This is a genomic window from Methylobacterium segetis (assembly GCF_004348265.1).
Lineage (GTDB): Bacteria > Pseudomonadota > Alphaproteobacteria > Rhizobiales > Beijerinckiaceae > Methylobacterium > Methylobacterium segetis.
Genome location: NZ_SMNT01000050.1, coordinates 1 through 19,485, shown reverse-complemented (window position 1 = coordinate 19,485; position 19,485 = coordinate 1). Strand labels below are relative to the sequence as shown.

Sequence of the window (19,485 nt, the reverse complement as noted above, 5' to 3'; positions counted from 1 at the left end):
GTCCCGGCTCCGGCGGCGGGTGGGGTATCACGCGGCGGGCGCGATGAGAACGCCGCCCGGGCGGGGTCCGCCCCTCAGGGCGCCGGGCCGCGCGCCCAGGCGCGCATCTCCTTCAGGTAGGCCGGCGGAAGCTGCGCCGCCTCGGCCGCGGCGAGGACGGCGTCGAGATAGCCGGGTCGCGGCACGCCCGGGGCGACGCTGCGGCCGAGATAGATCAGGGCGCGCTTGACCCCCGCCTGCGTCGTCACCGGCTGCGCCGCCTTGAGATAGAGCCCCGAGGCGACGCCCTCGTAGCGGTCGAGGGCCGGGATGTCGGCGAGGGCGAGGTCCCAGAGCACGCCCCAGACGGTGCGGGCGGGGTCCCGCACCACGGAGGCGTAGCCCTCTCGCATCACGATGAAGCGGTGCCGGTTGAGCCGCCCCTGCCCCACCAGCCGCGAGGCGGGGCAGCGCAGCGCCATCGCGGCGGCGTCCATGTTGGCGCCGTAGGCGAAGTAGAGCGGCAAGGGGCCGCTCTGCGCCTCAGGCGAATTCCAGGATCACGGCGTCGACCGCGAGGCTGTCGCCCTCCTTGGCGTGGATCTTGGAGACCGTGGCGTCGCGCTCGGCGCGCAGCACGTTCTCCATCTTCATCGCCTCGACGATGGCGAGCGGCTCCCCGGTCTTCACCTCCTGGCCGTCCTTGACCAGGATCTGCTTCACGAGGCCGGGCATCGGGCAGAGGACCTGCTTGCCCGAGCCCGCCTGCTCCTTGACCGGCATCAGCGCGGCGAGCTCCGCCTCGCGCTTGGTGAAGACGCGGGCCTCGGCCGCCGCGCCCGCGTGCTGGAGCGCGACGCCGTTGAGGAGGCCGCGCACCTGGATCGCGACCCGCTCGCCGCCGATCGTGCCCGACCAGACCGGCTCGCCCGGCCGCCACGTCGTCGCGACCGTGAGCGGCGTGCCGTCGGCCTCGGTCACGACGAGGTTGTCGCCGTCCGAATCGACCGTCACGGCATAGGATTCGCCGGCCAGGATCACGACGCGGTCGCGCTCGAAGCTGAGGAGGCCGGGATCGCGCATCTGGCCCGAGATGCCGCGCTTGCGCTGGTTGAGCTTGTGGTCGATCGCGGCGGCGGCCGCGGCCATGCGGCGGGCGATCTCGCCCCGCGGCTCGGGTGCGACGAACCCCTCGGGGAATTCCTCGGCGATGAAGCCCGTCGAGAGCCGGCCCTCGCGCCAGCGCGGATGCGCCATCAGGGCGGAGAGGAAGGGGATGTTGTGGCGGATGCCGTCGATCGCGAAGGCGTCGAGCGCCTCTCCCTGCGCCTCGATCGCCTCGGCGCGGGTCGGCGCCCAGGTCACGAGCTTGGCGATCATCGGATCGTAGTGGATCGCGATCTCGCCGCCCTCCTCGACGCCGGTGTCGTTGCGCACGATCGCCGTGCCCCGGCGCCCCTCCTCCGGCGGCTGGTAGGTGGTCAGCCGGCCGATCGAGGGCAGGAAGTTGCGGGTCGGATCCTCGGCGTAGACGCGGCTCTCCACCGCCCAGCCGTCGAGTTTCACGTCGCCCTGCGCGAGCGGCAGCCTCTCGCCGGCCGCGACGCGGATCATCAGCTCGACGAGGTCGAGCCCGGTGATCATCTCGGTGACCGGGTGCTCCACCTGCAGGCGGGTGTTCATCTCCAAGAAGTAGAAGGACTTGTCCTGGCCGGCCACGAACTCGACGGTGCCGGCCGAATCGTAGTTCACGGCCTTGGCGAGCGCGACCGCCTGCTCGCCCATCTTGCGGCGGGTCTCCTCGTCGAGGAGCGGGGACGGCGCCTCCTCGATCACCTTCTGGTTGCGGCGCTGGATCGAGCACTCGCGCTCGCCCAGGTAGATGACGTTGCCGTGCTTGTCGCCGATCACCTGGATCTCGATGTGGCGCGGATCGGTGATGAACTTCTCGACGAAGACCCGGTCGTCGCCGAAGGAGGAGGCCGCCTCGGACTTGGCGCGGGCGAAGCCCTCCGCCACCTCGGCCGCCGAGTGGGCGATGCGCATGCCCTTGCCGCCGCCACCGGCCGACGCCTTGATCATGACGGGGTAGCCGATCTCGTCGGCGATGGTCACGGCGTGCTCGGGGGAATCGATCACGCCGAGGAAGCCCGGCACGGTCGAGACCTTGGCGGCGGAGGCCGCCTTCTTGGACTCGATCTTGTCACCCATCGCGGCGATGGCGCCCGGGTTCGGGCCGATGAACACGATGCCGGCCTCGGCGAGCGCCTTCGGGAAGGCCTCGCGCTCGGAGAGGAAGCCGTAGCCCGGATGCACCGCCTGCGCGCCGGTCTTCTTGCAGGCGTCGATGATGCGGTCGATCAGGAGATAGGATTGGGCGGCCGGCGCCGGGCCGATATGGACGGCCTCGTCCGCCATCGCGACGTGCACCGCGTCCCGGTCGGCGTCCGAGTAGACCGCCACGGTCTTGATGCCCATCCGGCGCGCCGTCTTGATGATGCGGCAGGCGATCTCGCCGCGGTTCGCGATCAGGATTTTCTCGAACATCGAATACCGTATTCAATCCGGGGAAGTGCAACGGCGGGCATGCACCCAAGCTTTGCCCCGTTAAAGCACTTGCGCGCGTTTCGGAAGGCGACCTTCGTGGGAAGGCGCGGGATTCGCGCCGCGCGGTTCCCTCCGGGGCGTCGGGGGCCGGTTCAGGCGGCCCGCACGTCCCCGGCCGCGGCCGGCATGGTCCAGAGCGCGACCACCCGGTCCCGCCCGCGCGCCTTGGCCTCGTAGAGGGCTGCGTCCGTGCCTTGCAGGAGCGCCTCCGCGCCCGCGATCTCGCCGTCGGCGACGGCCAGCGCGACGCCGACGCTGACCGTGACGCAGCGTCCCTCGGGCAGGCCGGGATGGGGCAGCGCGAGGGCGGTGACCCCGGCCCGGATCCGCTCCGCGATGTCGGCGAGGGCGCGGGGCGCGGTGCCCGGCACCAGGGCGACGAATTCCTCGCCGCCGTAGCGCGCCGCGAGGGCGGTGCCCGGCACCGCGGCGCGGATCGCCTCGGCCACGGCGACGAGGCAGCGGTCGCCCGCCGCGTGGCCGGCGCTGTCGTTGAAGCGCTTGAAGTGGTCGACGTCGATCAGGATGGCGCCGACGCGGCCCGATCGGGCCGCCTGCTCGGCCCAGTCCCGGGCGAGGCGGGCCTGGAAGGCGCGGCGGTTCGGCAGCCCGGTCAGCCCGTCCGTGTCGGCGAGGATCGCGAGCCGGGCATTCGCGGCCGCGAGCGCCTCCGCCTGGATGCGGGTGCGCAGGCTCAGCACGTAGGCGTGCTCGAGCACGGTGTTCATCGCCTGCCGGGCCGGGACGAGGCAGCCGATCACGAAGGTGAAGAAGATCGTCTCGAGGATCGGCACCTTGGTCTCGACATCCGCATTCGTCAGGCCGAAGGCGAGGAACAGGCCGATCACGACGACCGTCCCGGCGATCGTCCAGCGCTGGTCGAGCGGGAACACGACGATGGCGGTCGAGGTCGCGAACAACCCCGCCATGAGGTAGCGCTCGTGCAGATCCCCGCCGCCCGCGTTGCCGAGGATCTCCGCCACCACCATCATGGCGCCCACGGTCAGCGGCAGCGTCAGCCCCTCGATCACGGGCGCCCGCGGCCGCGACCAGAGGAAGGCGAGCGCCGCGTAGACGACCGGGATGAAGACGCCCCGGAAGACGAGGGAGACCCCGAGAAGCGCCGGCTGCATCACGTAGTCGAGCAGGCAGGTCACGGCGCTGAAGACCGAGACCCAGAGCAGCCAGAAGCGGATCGTCCGGCTCCGGTGCGGCCAGCTCGCGGCCCGGTAGATGTCGCGCAGGCGGCCCCGCAGCCTGATGTCCCGCACGCGCCTGCAGAGGAGCGCGTCGATCTCGGCGAGGAGTTCGTCGCGGCCCGCCGCATCGAGCCCGTCGAGGATGGCGAAGCGCGACGAGCGTGGGCCGGGCGAGACCCGTTCCCGATCGTCCGCACTGAGGGAGAAGCCTCCGATCATCGTTCCTGCCCGATCTCAGGACAGTGAGTATCCGCGATACGCTAGGGGGATCCGTTACGATCGCCGCCGCGTCCGGGCCGCCCATGCGGGGATCCGCATCTGTTTTCGCTCAGCATCGCGCCCATGACGGGTCGTGGCCGGCATTTTTCGTTCAGGCCGGCGGCCATGCCGACGGCGCGTCGCAGGGATTGCTCAGGCCGCGCGCCGGTTCTCGGCCGGCGCGCTCTCCAGCGTGCACCGGTTGGCGGCGAGGGCGAAGGCGACCAGCGTCTCGTCGCTCGCCTGCGCCTCGCGCACGATCTCGACGGCGATGCGCGCGCCGGTCGTGGTCGGGCCGCGCCCGTTGCCGATCGAGGCCGCGAGCCAGCGCGCCGTCTCGGCGTTGACGTAGCCGGTCGGCCGCTCGCCCCAGACGGCGAAATCGACCAACGAGGCGACGAGGAAATCGGCGAAGGCGGGCACGGAGCCGCCGAGCGCCCGGTCGAGGGCGATCAGCAGGTCCGCCTCGTCGCGGGTCGTGAGGCCATCGGGCAGCAGCTCACCGCCCAGGATGCGAAGGTCGGCGGCCGTCATGCGGCCGGCGGCGGCGATACGGTTACAGAAATCCTGCAGCGAAGCGTTGATCATGTCTTGATGCTCCCCCGGCTTTTGCTTGCGCCGGTCTGTGTCCCTGTCTGAATTGGACTATGCGGAAGCGGTTCGACTTGGCGGTTAACGGGCGAGTCTGAACTGGCGTTCAGGTTAAAGCGTGCTCACGAAGCAGCGTTTCGAGTTTCTTGCCGGCCCGTCTTCGACATAGCCCGCCGCCCACGTTCCGTGGCACAGTCGCCCCGCGTCCCGCACCGACGCGTCGCGAGCGGACCGCCGGAGGGACCGCCGCCGGGAGGACCCGCGTGAGCACCCTGTACATGAGCCATCCGGCGGCCCTCGACCACGAGATCCCGCCGGGCCATCCCGAGCGGCCGGACCGGATCCGGGCCATCGAGCGGGCCCTGGAGGACGAGCGTTTCGCGGGGCTGGTGCGCGGCCTCGCCCCGCTGGCCGAGGCCGAGGTCGCGACCCTCGTCCACCCGGCGGCCTACGTGGAGGCGATCGTCGCGGCCTCGCCCGCGGAGGGCTACGTCCAGATCGATTCCGACACGCTGATGTCGCCCGGCACCCTGGAGGCGTGCCTGCGCGCCGTGGGCGGCGCCGTGCACGCGGTCGACGCGGTGATGGCGGGCGAGTGCGCCAACGCCTTCGTCGCCATGCGGCCCCCCGGCCACCACGCCGAGCGCGCCACCGCCATGGGCTTCTGCCTGTTCAACCACGCGGCGATCGCCGCGCGCCACGCCCAGCGGGCGCACGGGGCCGAGCGGGTCGCCCTCGTCGATTGGGACGTGCATCACGGCAACGGCAGCCAGGACATCTTCTGGGACGATGCCAGCGTGCTCTACGCCTCGACGCACCAGATGCCCCTGTTTCCCGGCAGCGGTGCCGCCTCGGAGCGGGGCGCGAGGGACACGATCGTGAACGTGCCGCTGCGCCCCAATGACGACGGCGCCGTCTTCCGCGAGGCGTTCGAGGCGGGCATCCTGCCCCGGCTGGAGGCGTTCCGGCCGGACATCGTGATCATCTCGGCGGGGTTCGACGCCCATCGCCTCGACCCGCTCGCGAACCTGCGCCTCGACGACGCCGATTTCGCCTGGGCGACGCGCAAGCTGATGGACCTCGCGGACCGGCACGCGGGCGGCCGGATCGTCTCGGTGCTGGAGGGCGGCTACAGCCTGGACGGTCTGGCGCGCTCGGCCGCCGCCCACGTGGACGCGCTGCTCGGGCGCTGACCGAGCCCTCAGAACATCCCGTTCGGGTTGGCGGAGTTCTCCGGCAGGGGCTGGAGCACGTCCCAGTGCTCGACGATCCGGCCCCTGTCGTCGAGCCGGAAGATGTCGATGCCCGCATAATCCTGGTCGCCCGGCCAATGCTGCAGGCAATGCAGCACGACCAGATCGCCCTCCGCGACCGCCCGCTTCACCTCGACCCGCTTGCCGGGCCATTCGCGCGCCATGCGCTCGAAATAGGCGATGAAGCCGTCCTTGCCGGTCGCCACATGCGGGTTGTGCTGGATGTATTCGTCGCCGGCATAGCGCTCGATCGCCTCGCGCGGCCGGCCATCGTTGAACATCAATGCGTAGAAGGCGATCACGGTCGCCTTGTTCTGCGCGGCGTCGGCCATGATGTCTCGCCTCGGACCACCCGGCGTCGGATCTGGATTCGCGGCCGGATCCTATCACGCGCCCCATCCGCCGAAGGCCCGATCAGGGCCGCTTCCGCAAGATCGCCCCGATCGTCGGACTCCGCTGCGCGATCAGCGCAGACGAGCGCCGTCGACGCTTGGCATGGAGCGCCGCCCGATGGAGGTGGGGCACCAGCGAACGCAGTCTCCGCGTCAGCCCCTGCCGCCTGTCGTCCTTGGCCAACCAGTCGAGGGCTGCTTGCGTCACGTTTCCCGACTCGTCGAGCCATGCCGGTTGTCCGGCGAGCCGGGATCGGCCGGCCTCCGGCTCCCTGCCCGTGTACAACGGCGTGAAGTCGCAGAAGTTGACGCTCAGCCCCGCACGCCGCGCCATCTGGCGGATCGCCGTCTCGGAGAACCACCAGAGATGGACGGGCGGGTTCTCCGTCTTCCAGCAGGCGTTCAGGGGCGCTGCCGACTTGTTGGGCGTCGTCATCAGAACCGGGCCGCCCGGCTTGAGCAATGCGGACGCCGCTTCGAGAAACGCGATCGGCTCCGTCACGTGTTCGATGACCTCCGTCAGGATCACCGCATCGTATCGGTCAGGATCGGCAGCGAGGGTGAACAGATCTCTGCGCGCGTAGAGATCCCCGAACAGCGCACGCGCTCGGGAGACCGCCTGATCGCTGATGTCGATGCCGGTCGCGTCGTAGCCTTCGCGAGCGAGGGCGAAGCTCAGGTAGCCCAATCCGCTGCCGATCTCGAGAACGGAGGCCGGCTTCGGGAGCTTGTCCAACTCCCTGCGGATGAACCAATAGGCTGGCTCCTGCTCGCTGAGCCAGTGCAGCGGTCGCGCCTGCTTCGCAATCTCCGATTGATACCAGGCATACCGGTTGTAGCCGGGAATGCGGGACACGTTGGCGTAGATGTGATCGTACAGGTCGTCGGGAACGCTCAGGGTGCCGGCATGCTGGAGATCGCAGTATTGGCAGGAGCGCAGCCGGTATGGAGGGCCGGTCTTGTAGGATCGGGCCTCCTGTTCGACGGCCTCCGTCGGCTCGTCGCAGATCGGGCAAGCCGGGATGCTCGTGGATCCGATCATGGATGCTGAACCCCCCGGATGTTCGCCAGGGCCGGAGCCGGGACCTCGCCGGCGTGGCCGTTCGATCCCGTTTCTAACCCTCCAGCGGCTCCTCGCCGAGCAACTCGATGCCGAAGCCCGACAGGCCGACATAGGCGCGCGACGACGCGGAGAGATTGCGGATCGAGACCACGCCGAGGTCGCGCAGGATCTGCGCCCCGAGCCCCACCTCGCGCCATTGGCGCACCCGCTGCGCCTCCGTCCCCTCCTCCGCGTAGCGGGAGAGCGGCACGCCGGCCGTGCCGTCGCGCAGGTAGACGAGGACGCCCCGTCCCTCGCGGGCGAAGCGGGCCATCACGCTCTCGATCAGCTTGCCGCCCTCGATCACGTCGGCGACCACGTTCGAGCGGTGGAGGCGCACCAGCACGTCGCGCCCGTCGCCGATGCGGCCGTGCACGAAGGCGAATTGCTGGATCGACTCGAAGGGCGTCGTGTAGGCGTAGCCCGTCATCTCGCCGAACTCGGTGCGGACGGGGAAGCTTCCCACCCGCTCCACCAGCTTGTCGCGGGACTGCCGGTAGGCGATCAGGTCCGCGACCGAGACCCGCCGGAGGTCGTGCCGGTCGGAGAACGCGTCGATCTGCGGCCCCTTCATCACGGTGCCGTCGTCGTTGGCGAGCTCGCAGATCACCCCGACCGGCGGCAGGCCGGCGAGCCGGCAGAGATCGACGGCCGCCTCCGTATGGCCCGAGCGCATCAGCACGCCGCCGTCCCGGGCGATGAGCGGGAAGACGTGGCCCGGCCGCACGAAATCCGAGGCGCCCATGTTGCCGTTGGCCAGCGCGCGGACCGTGTTGCAGCGCTGCTCGGCCGAGATGCCGGTGGTGAGCCCGTGCTTCACGTCCACCGTGACGGTGAAGGCGGTGCCGAGCGGCGCGTCGTTGGAGGCCACCATCGGGTCGAGGCGCAGGCGCCGCGCCTCCCCTTGCGTGATCGGCGCGCAGACGATGCCGCAGGTGTTGCGGATGATGAAGGCCATCTTCTCCGGCGTGCAGAGGGAGGCGGCGACGACGAGGTCGCCCTCGTTCTCGCGGTCGTCGTCGTCGGTGACGACGACGATCTCGCCGCGGCTGAACGCCTCGATGGCTTCGGTGACGCTGGTATGGGGCACGAACGGACTCTTCTTCGAAACGGGCGCTTCTAGCGGAACGCGCCACCCACCTGCCCCCGGTGGCGCAGATAGTGGTCGGCGAGCACGCAGGCCATCATGGCCTCGGCCACCGGCACGGCGCGGATGCCGACGCAGGGGTCGTGGCGGCCCTTGGTGACGAGGTCGACCTCGCGGTTGTCGCGGGTCACGGAGCGGCGCGGGGTCAGGATCGAGGAGGTCGGCTTCACGGCGAATCGGCAGACGATCGGCTGGCCCGACGAGATGCCGCCGAGGATCCCGCCCGCATGGTTGGCGAGGAAGGCCGGCCGCCCGTCGTTCGAGGCGCGCATCTCGTCGGCGTTCTCCTCGCCCCGGAGCGCGGCCGAGGCGAACCCGTCGCCGATCTCGACGCCCTTGACCGCGTTGATCGACATCATGGCGGCGGCGAGATCCGCGTCGAGCTTGCCGTAGACGGGCGCGCCGAGCCCCGCGGGCACGCCCTCGGCCACCACCTCGATCACGGCGCCGACCGAGGAGCCGTCCTTGCGGATGCCGTCGAGATAGGTCTCGTAGGCGGCCGCCGCCGTCGCGTCCGGGCAGAAGAACGGGTTGCGGGCCACCTCCTCCCAATCCCAGTTCGCCCGGTCGATCCCGTGCGGCCCCATCTGCACGAGGGCCGCGCGGATCGTCACGCCCGCGGGCAGCACCTTGCGGGCGACGGCGCCGGCCGCGACGCGCGCGGCCGTCTCGCGGGCCGAGGAGCGCCCGCCGCCGCGATAGTCGCGGATGCCGTACTTGGCGTCGTAGGTGTAGTCGGCGTGGCCCGGCCGGTAGCTGTCGCGGATCTCCGAGTAATCCTTCGAGCGCTGGTCGGTGTTCTCGATCACCAGGGCGATCGGCGTGCCCGTGGTGAGCTGGCGCCCGCCGGTGCGGTCGTCGGCGAACACGCCGGACAGGATCTTCACCTGGTCGGGCTCGCGCCGCTGCGTGGTGAAGCGCGACTGGCCGGGCTTGCGCCGGTCGAGCTCGGCCTGGATCTCCTCGGCCTCCAGCGGCAGGCCGGGCGGGCAGCCGTCGACCACGCAGCCGAGGGCGACCCCGTGGCTCTCGCCGAAGGTCGTGACGCGGAAGAGATGGCCGAATGTGTTGTGGGACATGGCTCGCCCGCTCTAGCGCGGGATCGCGCGGCCCACAAATCCGATCGGCCGCCGGGCCGCCCTGCTCCGGATGCGTATCGCCGCCCCGGGCGGACAGGTCCGCGCCGGCCGGCGAAACCGTCCCTCGACGGCGGGCGTAGGGATGGGGCAGGTCCCTCGCGGGGATTCGGGGCCGGAAGCGTGTCGGGGGAGCGTATCGGGATGGCTTTGCGGGATGTTCTGGCGGCCCTCCTCGTCGTGACCCTCCTCGGCCTCAATTTCGTGGCGATCAAGGTCGGGCTCGAGACCCTGCCCCCGCTGTTGCTCACGGGCCTCCGCTTCCTGCTCGCCGCCCTCCCGGGCGTGCTTCTCGTGCGGCCGCCGAAAGCGCCCGCGCGCATCGTCGTGGCCTTCGGCTTCTCCCTCGGCGTCGTGCAGTTCGGCCTGCTCTTCCTGGCGATCGCCCACGGCATGCCGGCGGGCCTCTCCTCCCTGATCATCCAGACCCAGGTCTTCTTCACGATCGGCCTCGCCTTCGCGGTGTTCGGCGAGCGGCCGACCGCGCTGCAGGTCGCCGGCGCCCTCGTCGGCGCCCTCGGCGTCGGGATCATCGGGGTGTGGAAGGCACAGCACGCGCTGCTCGGGCCGCTGCTGATGGTGCTCGGGGCGGCGCTCGCCTGGGCCTGCGCCAACATCATCGTGAAGTCGGCCGGCCGCATCGACATGCTGGCCCTGGTGATCTGGGGCAGCCTCGCGGCGACGCCGCCGCTTCTCCTGCTGTCGCTGGTGCTGGAGGGGCCGGACGCGATCGTGCAGGGGCTCGCCCGGGCGGATGCCCGCACGCTCGCGGCGGTCCTGTTCATCGCCTACCCGACCACGATCGTCGCCTTCGCCCTCTGGAACCGGCTGCTCGGCCGCTACCCCGCCGCGACGGTGACGCCCTTCGCCCTGCTGGTGCCGGTGGTCGGCATCTCCAGCACCAGCCTGCTCCTCGGCGAGCCGTTCGGCCCCGTCGAGGCGGCCGGCGCCGGCCTGATTCTCCTCGGGATCGCGATCAACGTTTGGGGTGCCCGAAAACGGTGACGCGATCATCCCGCGGGAGATCGCGCACATCGCGTCCCGGCACCGCCGCGAGGCCCCCGCGGGCCTTGAGCGCGCGGTAGGCGGCAAGCCCCGTCTCGAGGTCGCGCCGCAGCCGCCGCTCGTCGCCGAGCGCCCCGATCCCGTAGGTCAGGCCGAGAATGTGGGCCGCCTCGTAGCCGCCCGGCAGCTCGCCCCCGCCGCCGAGGCGGATCTCCCGGACCGGCAGCCGCCCGGCGAAATCGGCGAGCACCCCGCGCAGCCGCTCGCCCGAGGCGCGCAGAGCCGCCTGCGCCCCGGCGCCGTGCTCCCGCAGGGCCGCGACCGTGCCCTGGACAAGGGCGAGATGCACGGCCTCCGCAGCGGCCGGGACCAGGTAGACGAGGTAGTAGCCCCGGGTCGGGCTCGTGGTGACGGCCGGGTCGAGCACCGCGATCCAGGGCACGCTCGCCCAGTGCGCGCCGCGGCCCGCGCTGCCCTTGACGAGGAGCCCCGCATCCGCCCCGAGGATCCGTCTGACCTCGTCCGGGGCTCCCTTGCGGAGCACCGAGCCGAGGGGATGGTTCGCCGGCGGGTCGAGCCGCGCCTCCGGGTATTCCGCGATGATCCGCGCGAGCGCGTGGCCGAGGCTCATCGGCGCCGCGTCACGGCCGCGCTAGCACGCCCCCGCTGATCGCCTCGCGCACCCCGGTGGTCGACGGGAAGGTGATGGGCAGCCCCTTCAGCGAGCGCACGGCGAGATGCGCGAAGGCCTGCGCCTCGAGATAGGCCGAGGACCATCCGATCGCGTCGGCGGTCGTGATCTCGGCGCGCAGATGGTAGTGCAGCAGGCGCACCAGCTCGCCGTTGCGGGCGCCCCCGCCCGCCACGATCCAGCGGGTCGGCACCTCGGGCGCATGGTCGAGGGCACGGGCCACCGCGCGCGCCGTGAAGGCGGTGAGCGTGGCCGCGCCGTCCTCCGTCGAGAGCTGGCCGGCGAGCTTGTGCGAGAACCAGTTCCGGTCCAGCGATTTCGGGGGTCTGCGGACGAAGAACGGGTGCATCAGCAGCCACGCGAGCAGCGACTCGTCCGGGCGGCCGCGCGCGGCGGTGCGGCCGCCGTCGTCGAGGTTCTTGTTCTCGCGCTCCTGCATCCACTCGTCGATCAGCGCGTTGCCGGGGCCGGTATCGAAGGCGATCACGCCGCCCTTCGAGTCGATCAGGGTCGCGTTCGCCACGCCGCCGATATTGAGGATGCCGAACGGGCCGTCGAAGCCCGAAGCCTCGGCGAGGGCCTTGTGGAAGATCGGCACCAGGGGCGCCCCCTGCCCGCCCGCCTCGATGTCGGCCCGCCGCAGGTCCGAGACGACGGCGATGCCGAGCCGGCGCGCGAGCGCCTGCCCGTCGCCGATCTGGGTGCTGATGCGGTGGTCGGGCCGGTGGATCACGGTCTGCCCGTGGAAGCCGATCACGTCGATGTCGGCGGCCGAAAGCCCGTTCTCCGCGAGGAAGTGCTCCACCGCCTCGGCATGGGCCTGCGTCACGAAGGCTTCCGCCTCCGGCAGGCGGCCGGGCCGGTCCTCCGGCACGGTCACGCTCTCCGCGTCCTTGGTGGCCGCGCGCAGCAGCGCCTTCTCCTCCTCCGCGTAGCCGCGATAGCCGGTCGGCCCCAGCGGCTCCAGGAAGTTGTTGTGGCCCTTGACGACGTTGACCCGCTCGCCGTCGGTCTCGATGAGCGCGACGTCGACGCCGTCGAGGGAGGTGCCGCTCATCAGCCCGATCGCGCGCATCATTGCCATGCCGTCCCGCCCCCGTGCCTTTCGCCGGCCGCCCTGCTAAGAGCGCGGCCATCCGTGCCCAAACGCAGGAGCTAGCACGCGGGCCGCGATCCTGTCCCGCCTGCGACGCCCCGCGCCCGGCACCCATCGAGATCCGACCGCGCCATGACGACCGCCCCCGAGAGCTTCAGCCCGAAATCCGACTTCCTGCGGATCCTGACCGAGCGCGGCTACATCCACCAGGGCTCGGACCTCGCGGGGATCGACGCGGCGGCCCTGGAGGGGCGGCTCACGACCTATGTGGGCTACGATTGCACGGCGGCCTCGCTCCATGTCGGCCACCTGCTCTCGATCATGATGCTGCACTGGCTGCAGGCCACCGGCGGCAAGCCGATCGCGCTGATGGGCGGCGGCACGACCCGCGTCGGCGACCCGTCCGGGCGCGACGAGACGCGCAAGATCCTCACCCTGGATCAGATCGAGGAGAACAAGGAGGGCATCAAGAAGACCTTCGCGCGCTTCCTCACCTTCGGCGAGGACGGGAACGGCGCCCGGATGGTCGACAATGCCGAGTGGCTGACGAAGCTCAACTACATCGAGATGCTGCGCGACATCGGGCGCCACTTCTCGGTCAACCGCATGATGTCGATGGACAGCGTGCGGATGCGGCTGGAGCGCGACCAGGAACTCTCGTTCCTGGAGTTCAACTACATGATCCTCCAGTCCTACGACTTCGTGGAGCTGAACCGCCGCTACGGCTGCATCCTGCAGATGGGCGGCTCGGACCAGTGGGGCAACATCGTCAACGGCATCGATCTCGGCCGGCGGCTCGGCACGCCGCAGCTCTACGGGCTGACGTGCCCGCTGCTGACGACGGCGTCGGGCGCCAAGATGGGCAAGACCGCCGCGGGCGCGGTCTGGCTCGATGCCGTGATGCTCTCGCCCTACGATTACTGGCAGTTCTGGCGGAACACGGAGGATGCCGATGTCGTCCGCTTCCTGAAGCTCTTCACGCTCCTGCCGATGGACGAGATCGCGCGGCTCGGCGCCCTCGCCGGTGCCGAGATCAACGAGGCCAAGAAGGTGCTCGCCACCGAGGCGACCGCCCTCATGCACGGGCGCGAGGCCGCCGCCGCCGCCGCCGAGACCGCGCGGAAGACCTTCGTGGAGGGCAGCCTCGCGGCCGACCTCCCGACCGTCTCCGTCTCGCGCGATCTCCTCTCCGCCGGCCTCGGCGTGCTCACCGCCTTCGGGCCCGAGCATGCCAGGCTCGTCCCCTCGACGAGCGAGGCGCGGCGCCAGATCAAGAACGGCGGCCTGCGGGTGAACGACGTGGCTGTCACGGACGAGCGTGCCGTGCTGCGCGAGGGTGACCTCACGGGAGAGGGCGTGATCAAGCTCTCCTTCGGGCGCAAGAAGCACGTCCTGCTGCGGGTCGGCTGAGGCGCCTAGCGCTCGCTCGCCGCCGGGACGCCGTCCGCGAAGGCGTCCGGCCCGCCGCCGGCGCTGAAGAGCTTGCGCAGGAAGCCGGGTGCGACCGCCGAGAGCGGGTTCACGCTCACGTCGGGCGAGCCGAGCTTGCCCGCGACGCGGAAATTTACCGCGAACAGGCCCTCGTTGTGCCCGCCTGCGAGCAGGGGACCGAACAGGGGCACCTGCGCCACCACGTTGTTGAGCCCGTAGAGCGGCACGAAGGTGCCGTTGATGTCCGTGCGCTCGCGGCCCGTGTCGAGATAGCCGCTGAGCGTGAAGCCCATCGCGGCGTTGGAGATCGCCGCGTCCGCGAAATCCACGCGACTGCCCGTGCGCACGAAGTTCGCCCGCATGCGGTCGAAGCTGACGTCGCTCGCCTGACCCTGCACGACGCGCCGGCGCCCGCGGGAATCCGTGACCTCGCTGCTCGCCGGTCCCTGCGCCATGATGCTCGACAGGGCCGGCTCGTTGCGCAGGGCGAAGTTGCGGATGTTGACCGCGCCGGCCTGAGGCCCGTCGTTCATCGCGACGTTGAGGAGGAGGCGACCGCCATACATCCGGCGATAGACGTCGACGAAGCGCAGCGTCGCCCCGGCATCCGCCGAATCGACGTTGAGGACCGGCACTCCGCGCTCGCCGCGGGCGATGTTCGCCGTGAACGGCGCGGAGCGGAAGCGCCCCTGGAAGCTCGCCTGGCGAACCTCCCGCCCGCGCATCGACAGCTTGAGGCTTGCGGCCGTCAGCGCCTCGTCGTTGAAGCCGGTCAGGATGTTGAGGGAGAGATCCGCCTCGATCTCCTTCGCGCCCGCATCCTTCGCCGACTTGCCGTCCGGGCTCGACAGCGAGCGCAGGAAGGGCCGGGCATCCGCCACGGCACCCTTGACCCCGACCCGGTAGCCGGCGCCGCTGCGCTCGACGCTCACCCGCATCTCGTCGCCGGGTGAGAGCTTGAGGGTGGTGAATTCCGCCCGGTCGATGCCCCCGTCGGCCCCGAGAACGGCGCTGCCGCGGGCGCTCGCGGGCGCCGCGTCGAGCACGATGTCGCGCAAGTCTGTCGGGCTGCCGGGCCCGTTGTCGATCAGGTTGAAGGTGAGGCGCCCGGGCTTTCCGGCGGGCTTCACGAAGCCCGGCACGAGGCCGTCGATGCCGGCCCTCGCGAGGTCCGCCTCGACCCGCACGGCGCCCTTGCCCGATCCCGAGCGTCCGACGGGAACCACGGCCTTGACCGCGATCGGCCCGGAGAGCTGCGGCGCGCCCGGCAGGCCCTTGCGCACCCGCAAGGCCTCGTCGAGGGTGAGGCTCACCAGCGCCTCGCCGGATCCCCCGGCCTTCGGCTGGCGCAGATCCACCGAGATCGGCGATCCGCCGATCCGGCCGTCGCCCTTGAGCGAGAAGCCGCCCCGGTCGTAGCCCACCGCGAACTTGCCGCTCTCGAGTTTCTCCTTGCCGAACACCTTGTCCACCGAGAGATCGGTGAGGGTGCCCCCGAGCACCACGGGCAGGTCTGCGAGTTCCGGCAGGTGCTTCAGGTTCAGGGGGAAGTCGATGCGAAGATCCGCGTTGCCGCGCACGGTCGCCGGGTCGAGGTCGGCGTTGGCGAGGCTCTTGAACATCTTGGTCTGAAGCAGCGCCGCGAGCGCGTCCGCGCCCCCGCCCAGGTGGAAGCCGATCTGCGCCACGACCCTGTCGGGCGCGATCTCGGGGATGACGAAGCTGCCGTCGGTGATGGCGAGGCTGCGCCCCTCGGACACGCGAATGTCGGCGGTGACGCCGCGGATCGTGGTGGTGCGCCCGGTGATCACGCCGCTCACGCGGCCCTTCGTCAGCGGCGGTGCGTCCGCGGAGACGTTCAGCGTCGCATCGGAGACGCCGAAGGCGATCCGCACCGCGTTGTCCGGCATCGGGTCGCCTCGGGTGGCGGCCGCGAGCTCGGCGGCGGACATGTCGACGGCGATATCGACATTGTCGACCCGGCCGGCGCGCAGCTCGTCCGACAGGTAGTTCCGCGTCGGCGGAGCGATGTGCTCCGGCCAGAGGCGCAGCGCGGTGCGCACGTCGGCGTTCTGGGCTGTCACGTGGAGGGTGAGCCCGTCGTCGTCGCCAGACGTGCCGATCGTGCCGGTGATGCGCCCGCCGAACGTGTCGCCCGTCATGGCGAGATCGTCGATCGAGATGCCGCCGGCGCGGCCGGACAGGCGCCCCTCAAGGGTCGCGATCCGCACGGGCTTGTCGGCGGCGCTGGCGCCCCGCAGCACCGCGTCGCGCCCGGTCAGCGTCGCGGTCCAGGCTGTGTCGGCACCGGCCGGGCTCTCGGTCCAGGCGCCGGTGAGATGCACCGCGTTGCCGGCGCCGAGATAGTCGAGCGCGTCGAGCTTGAGGGCCCGGTTCGCCTCGTCCCAGCTCGCGCTGGCCTGAACGCTCTCGATCGTGACGGGGTTGAAGTCCTTCTCCTCGATCAGGAGGTTGCCGTCGCTCGTGCGCAGGGTCGCCGTCATGGCCTCGATGCGCCCGCCGTCGAGGGCGACATGAGCCTTGGCCGAGAGCTTGAGGTCGGTGGTGACGGGCAGCCGCGACTGGCCGGAGAGCAGCAGAAGGTCCGTCACGGGCAGATCGTCGAGGGTGATGATGCCGGTCCGCTTCGGGCCACCGGCCTCGCGCAGGTTGCCGCCGAAGCGCCACTCGCCGTGCGGCCCGTCGATGCGCAATTCGAAGATGCGGGCCTCCTGCGTGGCGTCGCGCCCGAACAGGCCGTTCACCCGTTCGAACACCGCCCGCTCGCGGGCGTCGTCGTCCACCAGCGTGAGACGGGCGTTCGTGATCCGGGCCCGGTCGAGGGCGCCGACCACGCCCGCCGAATCGAGCACCACCCCGAAGATCGAGGCCACCGCCGCCGAGAGCGGGGAGACCGTGCCGCGTGCGGGGTCCACGCTCGGCAGGGTGTGCGGCTTGGCCTCGCCGGGATGGGCGGGCTCGGAGGCGGCGAAGGCGATCGAGCCGTCCCGGTGCACGAGCGCGGTCATCTGCAGGTCGCGGAACTCGATCGAGCGCGGCTGCACCGCCAGACGCAGCAGGCTCCAGGTGTCGAGGCTGACGACGGCGAGGGGCGCCCGCACCACGAGTGCGCCCTGAGGATTGCGAATGTCGAGCCCGGCCACCCGCAGGGCGAGGGAGCGCTCGCTGTCGAGTTCGAGGGCCGAATCGCGCAGCGTGATCTTCCAGCCGGGGCCGATCCGGTCGGCGATCGCCGAGGCGACTTGCGTGGAGAGACCGTCGATCCGCAGCGGGCCGTAGGTGAGGCGCAGGAGGGCGACGCCGATGCCGAGCCCGAGGACGAAGACGAGGCAGAGCGCCGTCAGGAGGCAGATGCCCCCCCAGCCACGGGCCGGCGGCTTCGGCCGAACTCCCTGGGCGGTATCCTCAACCATTCGAACCTTGACCGCTGGATCGGCTTGCCCACTCGGCCTAGAGGATCGAGGGACATCCGTGTTTCATTGCCGCCGTTCGGGCGTCTCGCGGATGGCGCTCCGCACCCCACACTCATAATCGGCCGAAAGGAAGGCACGATGGCCCTCGAGACCGGCGATCCCGCCCCCGATTTCGATTTGCCCGGCGCGGGCGCGGAGACAATCCGTCTCGCCGACCTGAAGGGTCACAAGGTCGTGCTCTACTTCTACCCGAAGGACGACACGAGCGGCTGCACGCTCGAGGCACAGGGCTTCAACGGTCTCCTCGAGGCGTTCTCCGCCGCCGATGCGCGGGTGATCGGAGTCTCGCCCGATTCGGTGAAGAGCCACGACAAGTTCCGGACGAAGTACGGCCTCGCCTTTCCCCTCGCCTCGGACGAGGCGAAGACGATGCTCGAAGCCTACGGCGTCTGGGCCGAGAAGAGCATGTACGGCCGCAAATACATGGGCGTGGAGCGCACCACGATGCTCATCGACCGCGAGGGCCGCATCGCGCGGATCTGGCCGAAGGTGAAGGTGCCGGGCCATGCCGACGAGGTGCTGCAGGCCGCCCGCGACCTCGGATAGACGCCCGGCCGCCCCGGGCAGCGAGAGCGGGCCGGGCGCAGGAACCGCCCGGCGGAGAACCTGTCTCGCGAGGGCATGGCCCGCCGGGCGCGCCGCCTTCCCTGACCTTTCCTTCTCGGTTCGTTAACCTTGATCGTTGCCTAATGCCGGCTCGCCTCGCCGGTCGGTTTCGATGCCACTCACCTTTCGGGCCGCCACCTCGCCGCTCCGCGCCGGACGGATCGCGCTCGGCATCGGCCTCGTCGTCACGACGCTCTGGGCCGCGGCAGCGACCTATGTCCTCGTCTTCCACGACACCGTGCTGGCGCGCTTCGTGGAGCGGCAGGTCGCGATGCGCGCCGCCTACGAGGCCCGGATCTTGGACCTGCAGGCGAGCCTCGACCGCGCCGCCACCCAGCGCGTCGCCGATATCGACGGCGTGGAGAGCCGCCTCTCGGCCCTGACCGACCGTCAGGCCGGGCTCGAGCGCCGACAGGCGGCAATCGCGGACCTTGTCGGCGATGGCGTGCCCGACCCGTCCCGGACCGGTGCGCTGCCCGACGCGGGTCCGCTCGATCGAGAACTCCGCCCCGGCGACGGGGGTCCCGGCCGCCGCTCCGCCCGCGACGCCGGCATCCGGCTCGCCTGGCTGGAGCGGACGCTCGATCGCTTCACGGAGGCGCAGACGCGCAGCCTCGGCCGCATCGCAGCTCGGGCCGGGCGCGGTGCCGAGCGCCTGCGCAATCTCGTCGCCCGGACCGGCCTCGAACCGCACCGCCTGGAGCGTCCCGCGGCCGGTCTCGGCGGCCCGCTCGTGCCGGTCAGTGGCGACCCCTTCGCCCTGGCGCTCGCCCAGGCTCAGCGGGCGCGCGGCGACGAGCAGCGTCTGCGCCGGATCGCCGCGGACCTGCCGCTGCGCCGCCCCATCCTCGGCGCGTTCAGCCTGTCGAGCGCCTTCGGCACGCGTCTCGACCCCTTCACCAGAGGGCTCGCGCTCCATACCGGGCTCGATCTCAAAGCGGAATTCGGGGAGCCCGCGCGCGCCACCGCGTCGGGGCACGTCACCGCCGCCGAACCGGCGGGCGGCTACGGCAACATGGTCGAGATCGACCACGGCCACGGCGTCGTCACGCGCTACGCGCATCTGGCGCGCCTGGCCGTGACGCCGGGCCAGTGGGTGCGGGCCGGCGACGTCGTCGGCCGCGTCGGGTCGACCGGCCGCTCGACCGGGAGCCACCTGCATTACGAGACCCGGATCGACGGGGAGCCCGTCGATCCGCAACGTTTCCTCAGGGCCGGCGCCGACCTCGACGCGTGGCAATTCAACGCGCCCTGAGCGCCGGAGCGGGGCCCAGGCGCCCCGTTCCTCAGTCGATGTCCTCGACCGCGTCGGCGCCGCCGTAGAGGCGCTGGGCGAGCGAGGCCTCCATGAACGGGTCGATGTCTCCGTCGAGCACGTCGTCCGGGCTCGTCGATTGTGTCCCCGTGCGCAGGTCCTTCACGAGCTGATAGGGCTGCAGCACGTAGCTCCGGATCTGGTGACCCCAGCCGATATCCGTCTTCGCGGCGGCCTCGGCAT

General features: G+C 71.3%; 16 protein-coding genes and 1 pseudogene. 5 read left to right on the top strand and 12 right to left on the bottom strand.

What is annotated here, in order from left to right:
* Positions 1-74: 74 nt before the first annotated feature.
* The 4 genes from E1J50_RS14215 to E1J50_RS14200 form a co-directional block, all read right to left on the bottom strand.
* Positions 75-506, bottom strand: a complete 432-nt coding sequence (locus tag E1J50_RS14215; protein ID WP_132254494.1) for a gamma-glutamylcyclotransferase family protein — start codon at positions 504-506, stop codon at positions 75-77.
* Between the two features lie 16 nt (positions 507-522).
* Positions 523-2,526, bottom strand: a complete 2,004-nt coding sequence (locus tag E1J50_RS14210; RefSeq protein WP_132254493.1) for an acetyl-CoA carboxylase biotin carboxylase subunit — start codon at positions 2,524-2,526, stop codon at positions 523-525.
* Positions 2,527-2,678: 152 nt separating this feature from the next.
* The gene (locus E1J50_RS14205) at positions 2,679-4,004 is read right to left on the bottom strand and encodes a GGDEF domain-containing protein (RefSeq protein ID WP_132254492.1); all 1,326 of its coding nucleotides are present in this window, start codon (positions 4,002-4,004) and stop codon (positions 2,679-2,681) included.
* Positions 4,005-4,196: 192 nt separating this feature from the next.
* The gene (locus E1J50_RS14200) at positions 4,197-4,631 is read right to left on the bottom strand and encodes a hypothetical protein (RefSeq protein ID WP_132254491.1); all 435 of its coding nucleotides are present in this window, start codon (positions 4,629-4,631) and stop codon (positions 4,197-4,199) included.
* A 266-nt stretch (positions 4,632-4,897) separates the two neighbouring features.
* Between E1J50_RS14200 and E1J50_RS14195 the strand changes: the two genes are divergently transcribed.
* Entirely contained in the window at positions 4,898-5,827 is a 930-nt protein-coding gene (locus E1J50_RS14195; RefSeq protein ID WP_132254490.1) for a histone deacetylase family protein, read from the top strand.
* A gap of 8 nt (positions 5,828-5,835) precedes the next feature.
* Here E1J50_RS14195 and E1J50_RS14190 read toward each other — a convergent pair whose 3' ends face one another.
* From E1J50_RS14190 to aroC, 4 genes are all read right to left on the bottom strand, one after another.
* Positions 5,836-6,219 (bottom strand): nuclear transport factor 2 family protein, encoded by a 384-nt coding sequence (locus E1J50_RS14190; RefSeq protein WP_132254489.1) that lies wholly within the window; start codon positions 6,217-6,219, stop codon positions 5,836-5,838.
* A gap of 82 nt (positions 6,220-6,301) precedes the next feature.
* A complete protein-coding gene (locus E1J50_RS14185) occupies positions 6,302-7,321 on the bottom strand; it encodes a class I SAM-dependent methyltransferase (protein ID WP_165937869.1) in 1,020 nt (339 codons plus the stop codon).
* 73 nt (positions 7,322-7,394) lie between these two features.
* The gene (gene ribB, locus E1J50_RS14180; RefSeq protein WP_132254487.1) at positions 7,395-8,471 is read right to left on the bottom strand and encodes a 3,4-dihydroxy-2-butanone-4-phosphate synthase; all 1,077 of its coding nucleotides are present in this window, start codon (positions 8,469-8,471) and stop codon (positions 7,395-7,397) included.
* A 29-nt stretch (positions 8,472-8,500) separates the two neighbouring features.
* Positions 8,501-9,607 (bottom strand): chorismate synthase, encoded by a 1,107-nt coding sequence (aroC, locus tag E1J50_RS14175; RefSeq protein WP_132254486.1) that lies wholly within the window; start codon positions 9,605-9,607, stop codon positions 8,501-8,503.
* 201 nt (positions 9,608-9,808) lie between these two features.
* On the opposite strand from aroC, the gene E1J50_RS14170 reads away from it, so the two are divergent.
* Positions 9,809-10,669, top strand: a complete 861-nt coding sequence (locus tag E1J50_RS14170; RefSeq protein WP_132254485.1) for an EamA family transporter — start codon at positions 9,809-9,811, stop codon at positions 10,667-10,669.
* Here E1J50_RS14170 and E1J50_RS14165 read toward each other — a convergent pair.
* A complete protein-coding gene (locus tag E1J50_RS14165; RefSeq protein WP_132254484.1) occupies positions 10,641-11,300 on the bottom strand; it encodes an MrcB family domain-containing protein in 660 nt (219 codons plus the stop codon). The genes E1J50_RS14170 and E1J50_RS14165 overlap by 29 nt on opposite strands.
* 10 nt (positions 11,301-11,310) lie before the next feature.
* Complete coding sequence (locus E1J50_RS14160) at positions 11,311-12,444, bottom strand: anhydro-N-acetylmuramic acid kinase (protein WP_132254483.1); 1,134 nt, start codon at positions 12,442-12,444, stop codon at positions 11,311-11,313.
* Between the two features lie 144 nt (positions 12,445-12,588).
* Between E1J50_RS14160 and tyrS the strand changes: the two genes are divergently transcribed.
* The gene (tyrS, locus tag E1J50_RS14155; protein WP_132254482.1) at positions 12,589-13,866 is read left to right on the top strand and encodes a tyrosine--tRNA ligase; all 1,278 of its coding nucleotides are present in this window, start codon (positions 12,589-12,591) and stop codon (positions 13,864-13,866) included.
* A 5-nt stretch (positions 13,867-13,871) separates the two neighbouring features.
* Here tyrS and E1J50_RS14150 read toward each other — a convergent pair whose 3' ends face one another.
* Positions 13,872-17,321 (bottom strand): YhdP family protein, encoded by a 3,450-nt coding sequence (locus E1J50_RS14150; RefSeq protein WP_132254481.1) that lies wholly within the window; start codon positions 17,319-17,321, stop codon positions 13,872-13,874.
* Positions 17,322-17,459: 138 nt separating this feature from the next.
* Here E1J50_RS14150 and E1J50_RS14145 point away from each other — a divergent pair, with 138 nt between their 5' ends.
* Both E1J50_RS14145 and E1J50_RS14140 read left to right on the top strand, forming a co-directional pair.
* Complete coding sequence (locus E1J50_RS14145; protein ID WP_132254480.1) at positions 17,460-17,927, top strand: peroxiredoxin; 468 nt, start codon at positions 17,460-17,462, stop codon at positions 17,925-17,927.
* A gap of 172 nt (positions 17,928-18,099) precedes the next feature.
* Positions 18,100-19,242 (top strand): M23 family metallopeptidase, encoded by a 1,143-nt coding sequence (locus E1J50_RS14140; protein ID WP_132254479.1) that lies wholly within the window; start codon positions 18,100-18,102, stop codon positions 19,240-19,242.
* Between the two features lie 31 nt (positions 19,243-19,273).
* Here E1J50_RS14140 and prfB read toward each other — a convergent pair.
* Positions 19,274-19,485, bottom strand: a pseudogene (gene prfB / locus E1J50_RS14135) (peptide chain release factor 2); the annotation flags it as partial.

What these genes read in the sequence shown, in the direction of transcription:
- E1J50_RS14170 (WP_132254485.1), top strand. Translation starts at nt 9,809, where the DNA reads ATGGCTTTGCGGGATGTTCTGGCGGCCCTCCTCGTCGTGACCCTCCTC.
- E1J50_RS14150 (WP_132254481.1), bottom strand. Translation starts at nt 17,321, where the DNA reads ATGGTTGAGGATACCGCCCAGGGAGTTCGGCCGAAGCCGCCGGCCCGT.
- E1J50_RS14160 (WP_132254483.1), bottom strand. Translation starts at nt 12,444, where the DNA reads ATGGCAATGATGCGCGCGATCGGGCTGATGAGCGGCACCTCCCTCGAC.
- E1J50_RS14145 (WP_132254480.1), top strand. Translation starts at nt 17,460, where the DNA reads ATGGCCCTCGAGACCGGCGATCCCGCCCCCGATTTCGATTTGCCCGGC.
- E1J50_RS14190 (WP_132254489.1), bottom strand. Translation starts at nt 6,219, where the DNA reads ATGGCCGACGCCGCGCAGAACAAGGCGACCGTGATCGCCTTCTACGCA.
- E1J50_RS14140 (WP_132254479.1), top strand. Translation starts at nt 18,100, where the DNA reads ATGCCACTCACCTTTCGGGCCGCCACCTCGCCGCTCCGCGCCGGACGG.
- E1J50_RS14200 (WP_132254491.1), bottom strand. Translation starts at nt 4,631, where the DNA reads ATGATCAACGCTTCGCTGCAGGATTTCTGTAACCGTATCGCCGCCGCC.
- E1J50_RS14210 (WP_132254493.1), bottom strand. Translation starts at nt 2,526, where the DNA reads ATGTTCGAGAAAATCCTGATCGCGAACCGCGGCGAGATCGCCTGCCGC.
- E1J50_RS14165 (WP_132254484.1), bottom strand. Translation starts at nt 11,300, where the DNA reads ATGAGCCTCGGCCACGCGCTCGCGCGGATCATCGCGGAATACCCGGAG.
- tyrS (WP_132254482.1), top strand. Translation starts at nt 12,589, where the DNA reads ATGACGACCGCCCCCGAGAGCTTCAGCCCGAAATCCGACTTCCTGCGG.
- E1J50_RS14185 (WP_165937869.1), bottom strand. Translation starts at nt 7,321, where the DNA reads ATGATCGGATCCACGAGCATCCCGGCTTGCCCGATCTGCGACGAGCCG.
- aroC (WP_132254486.1), bottom strand. Translation starts at nt 9,607, where the DNA reads ATGTCCCACAACACATTCGGCCATCTCTTCCGCGTCACGACCTTCGGC.
- E1J50_RS14205 (WP_132254492.1), bottom strand. Translation starts at nt 4,004, where the DNA reads ATGATCGGAGGCTTCTCCCTCAGTGCGGACGATCGGGAACGGGTCTCG.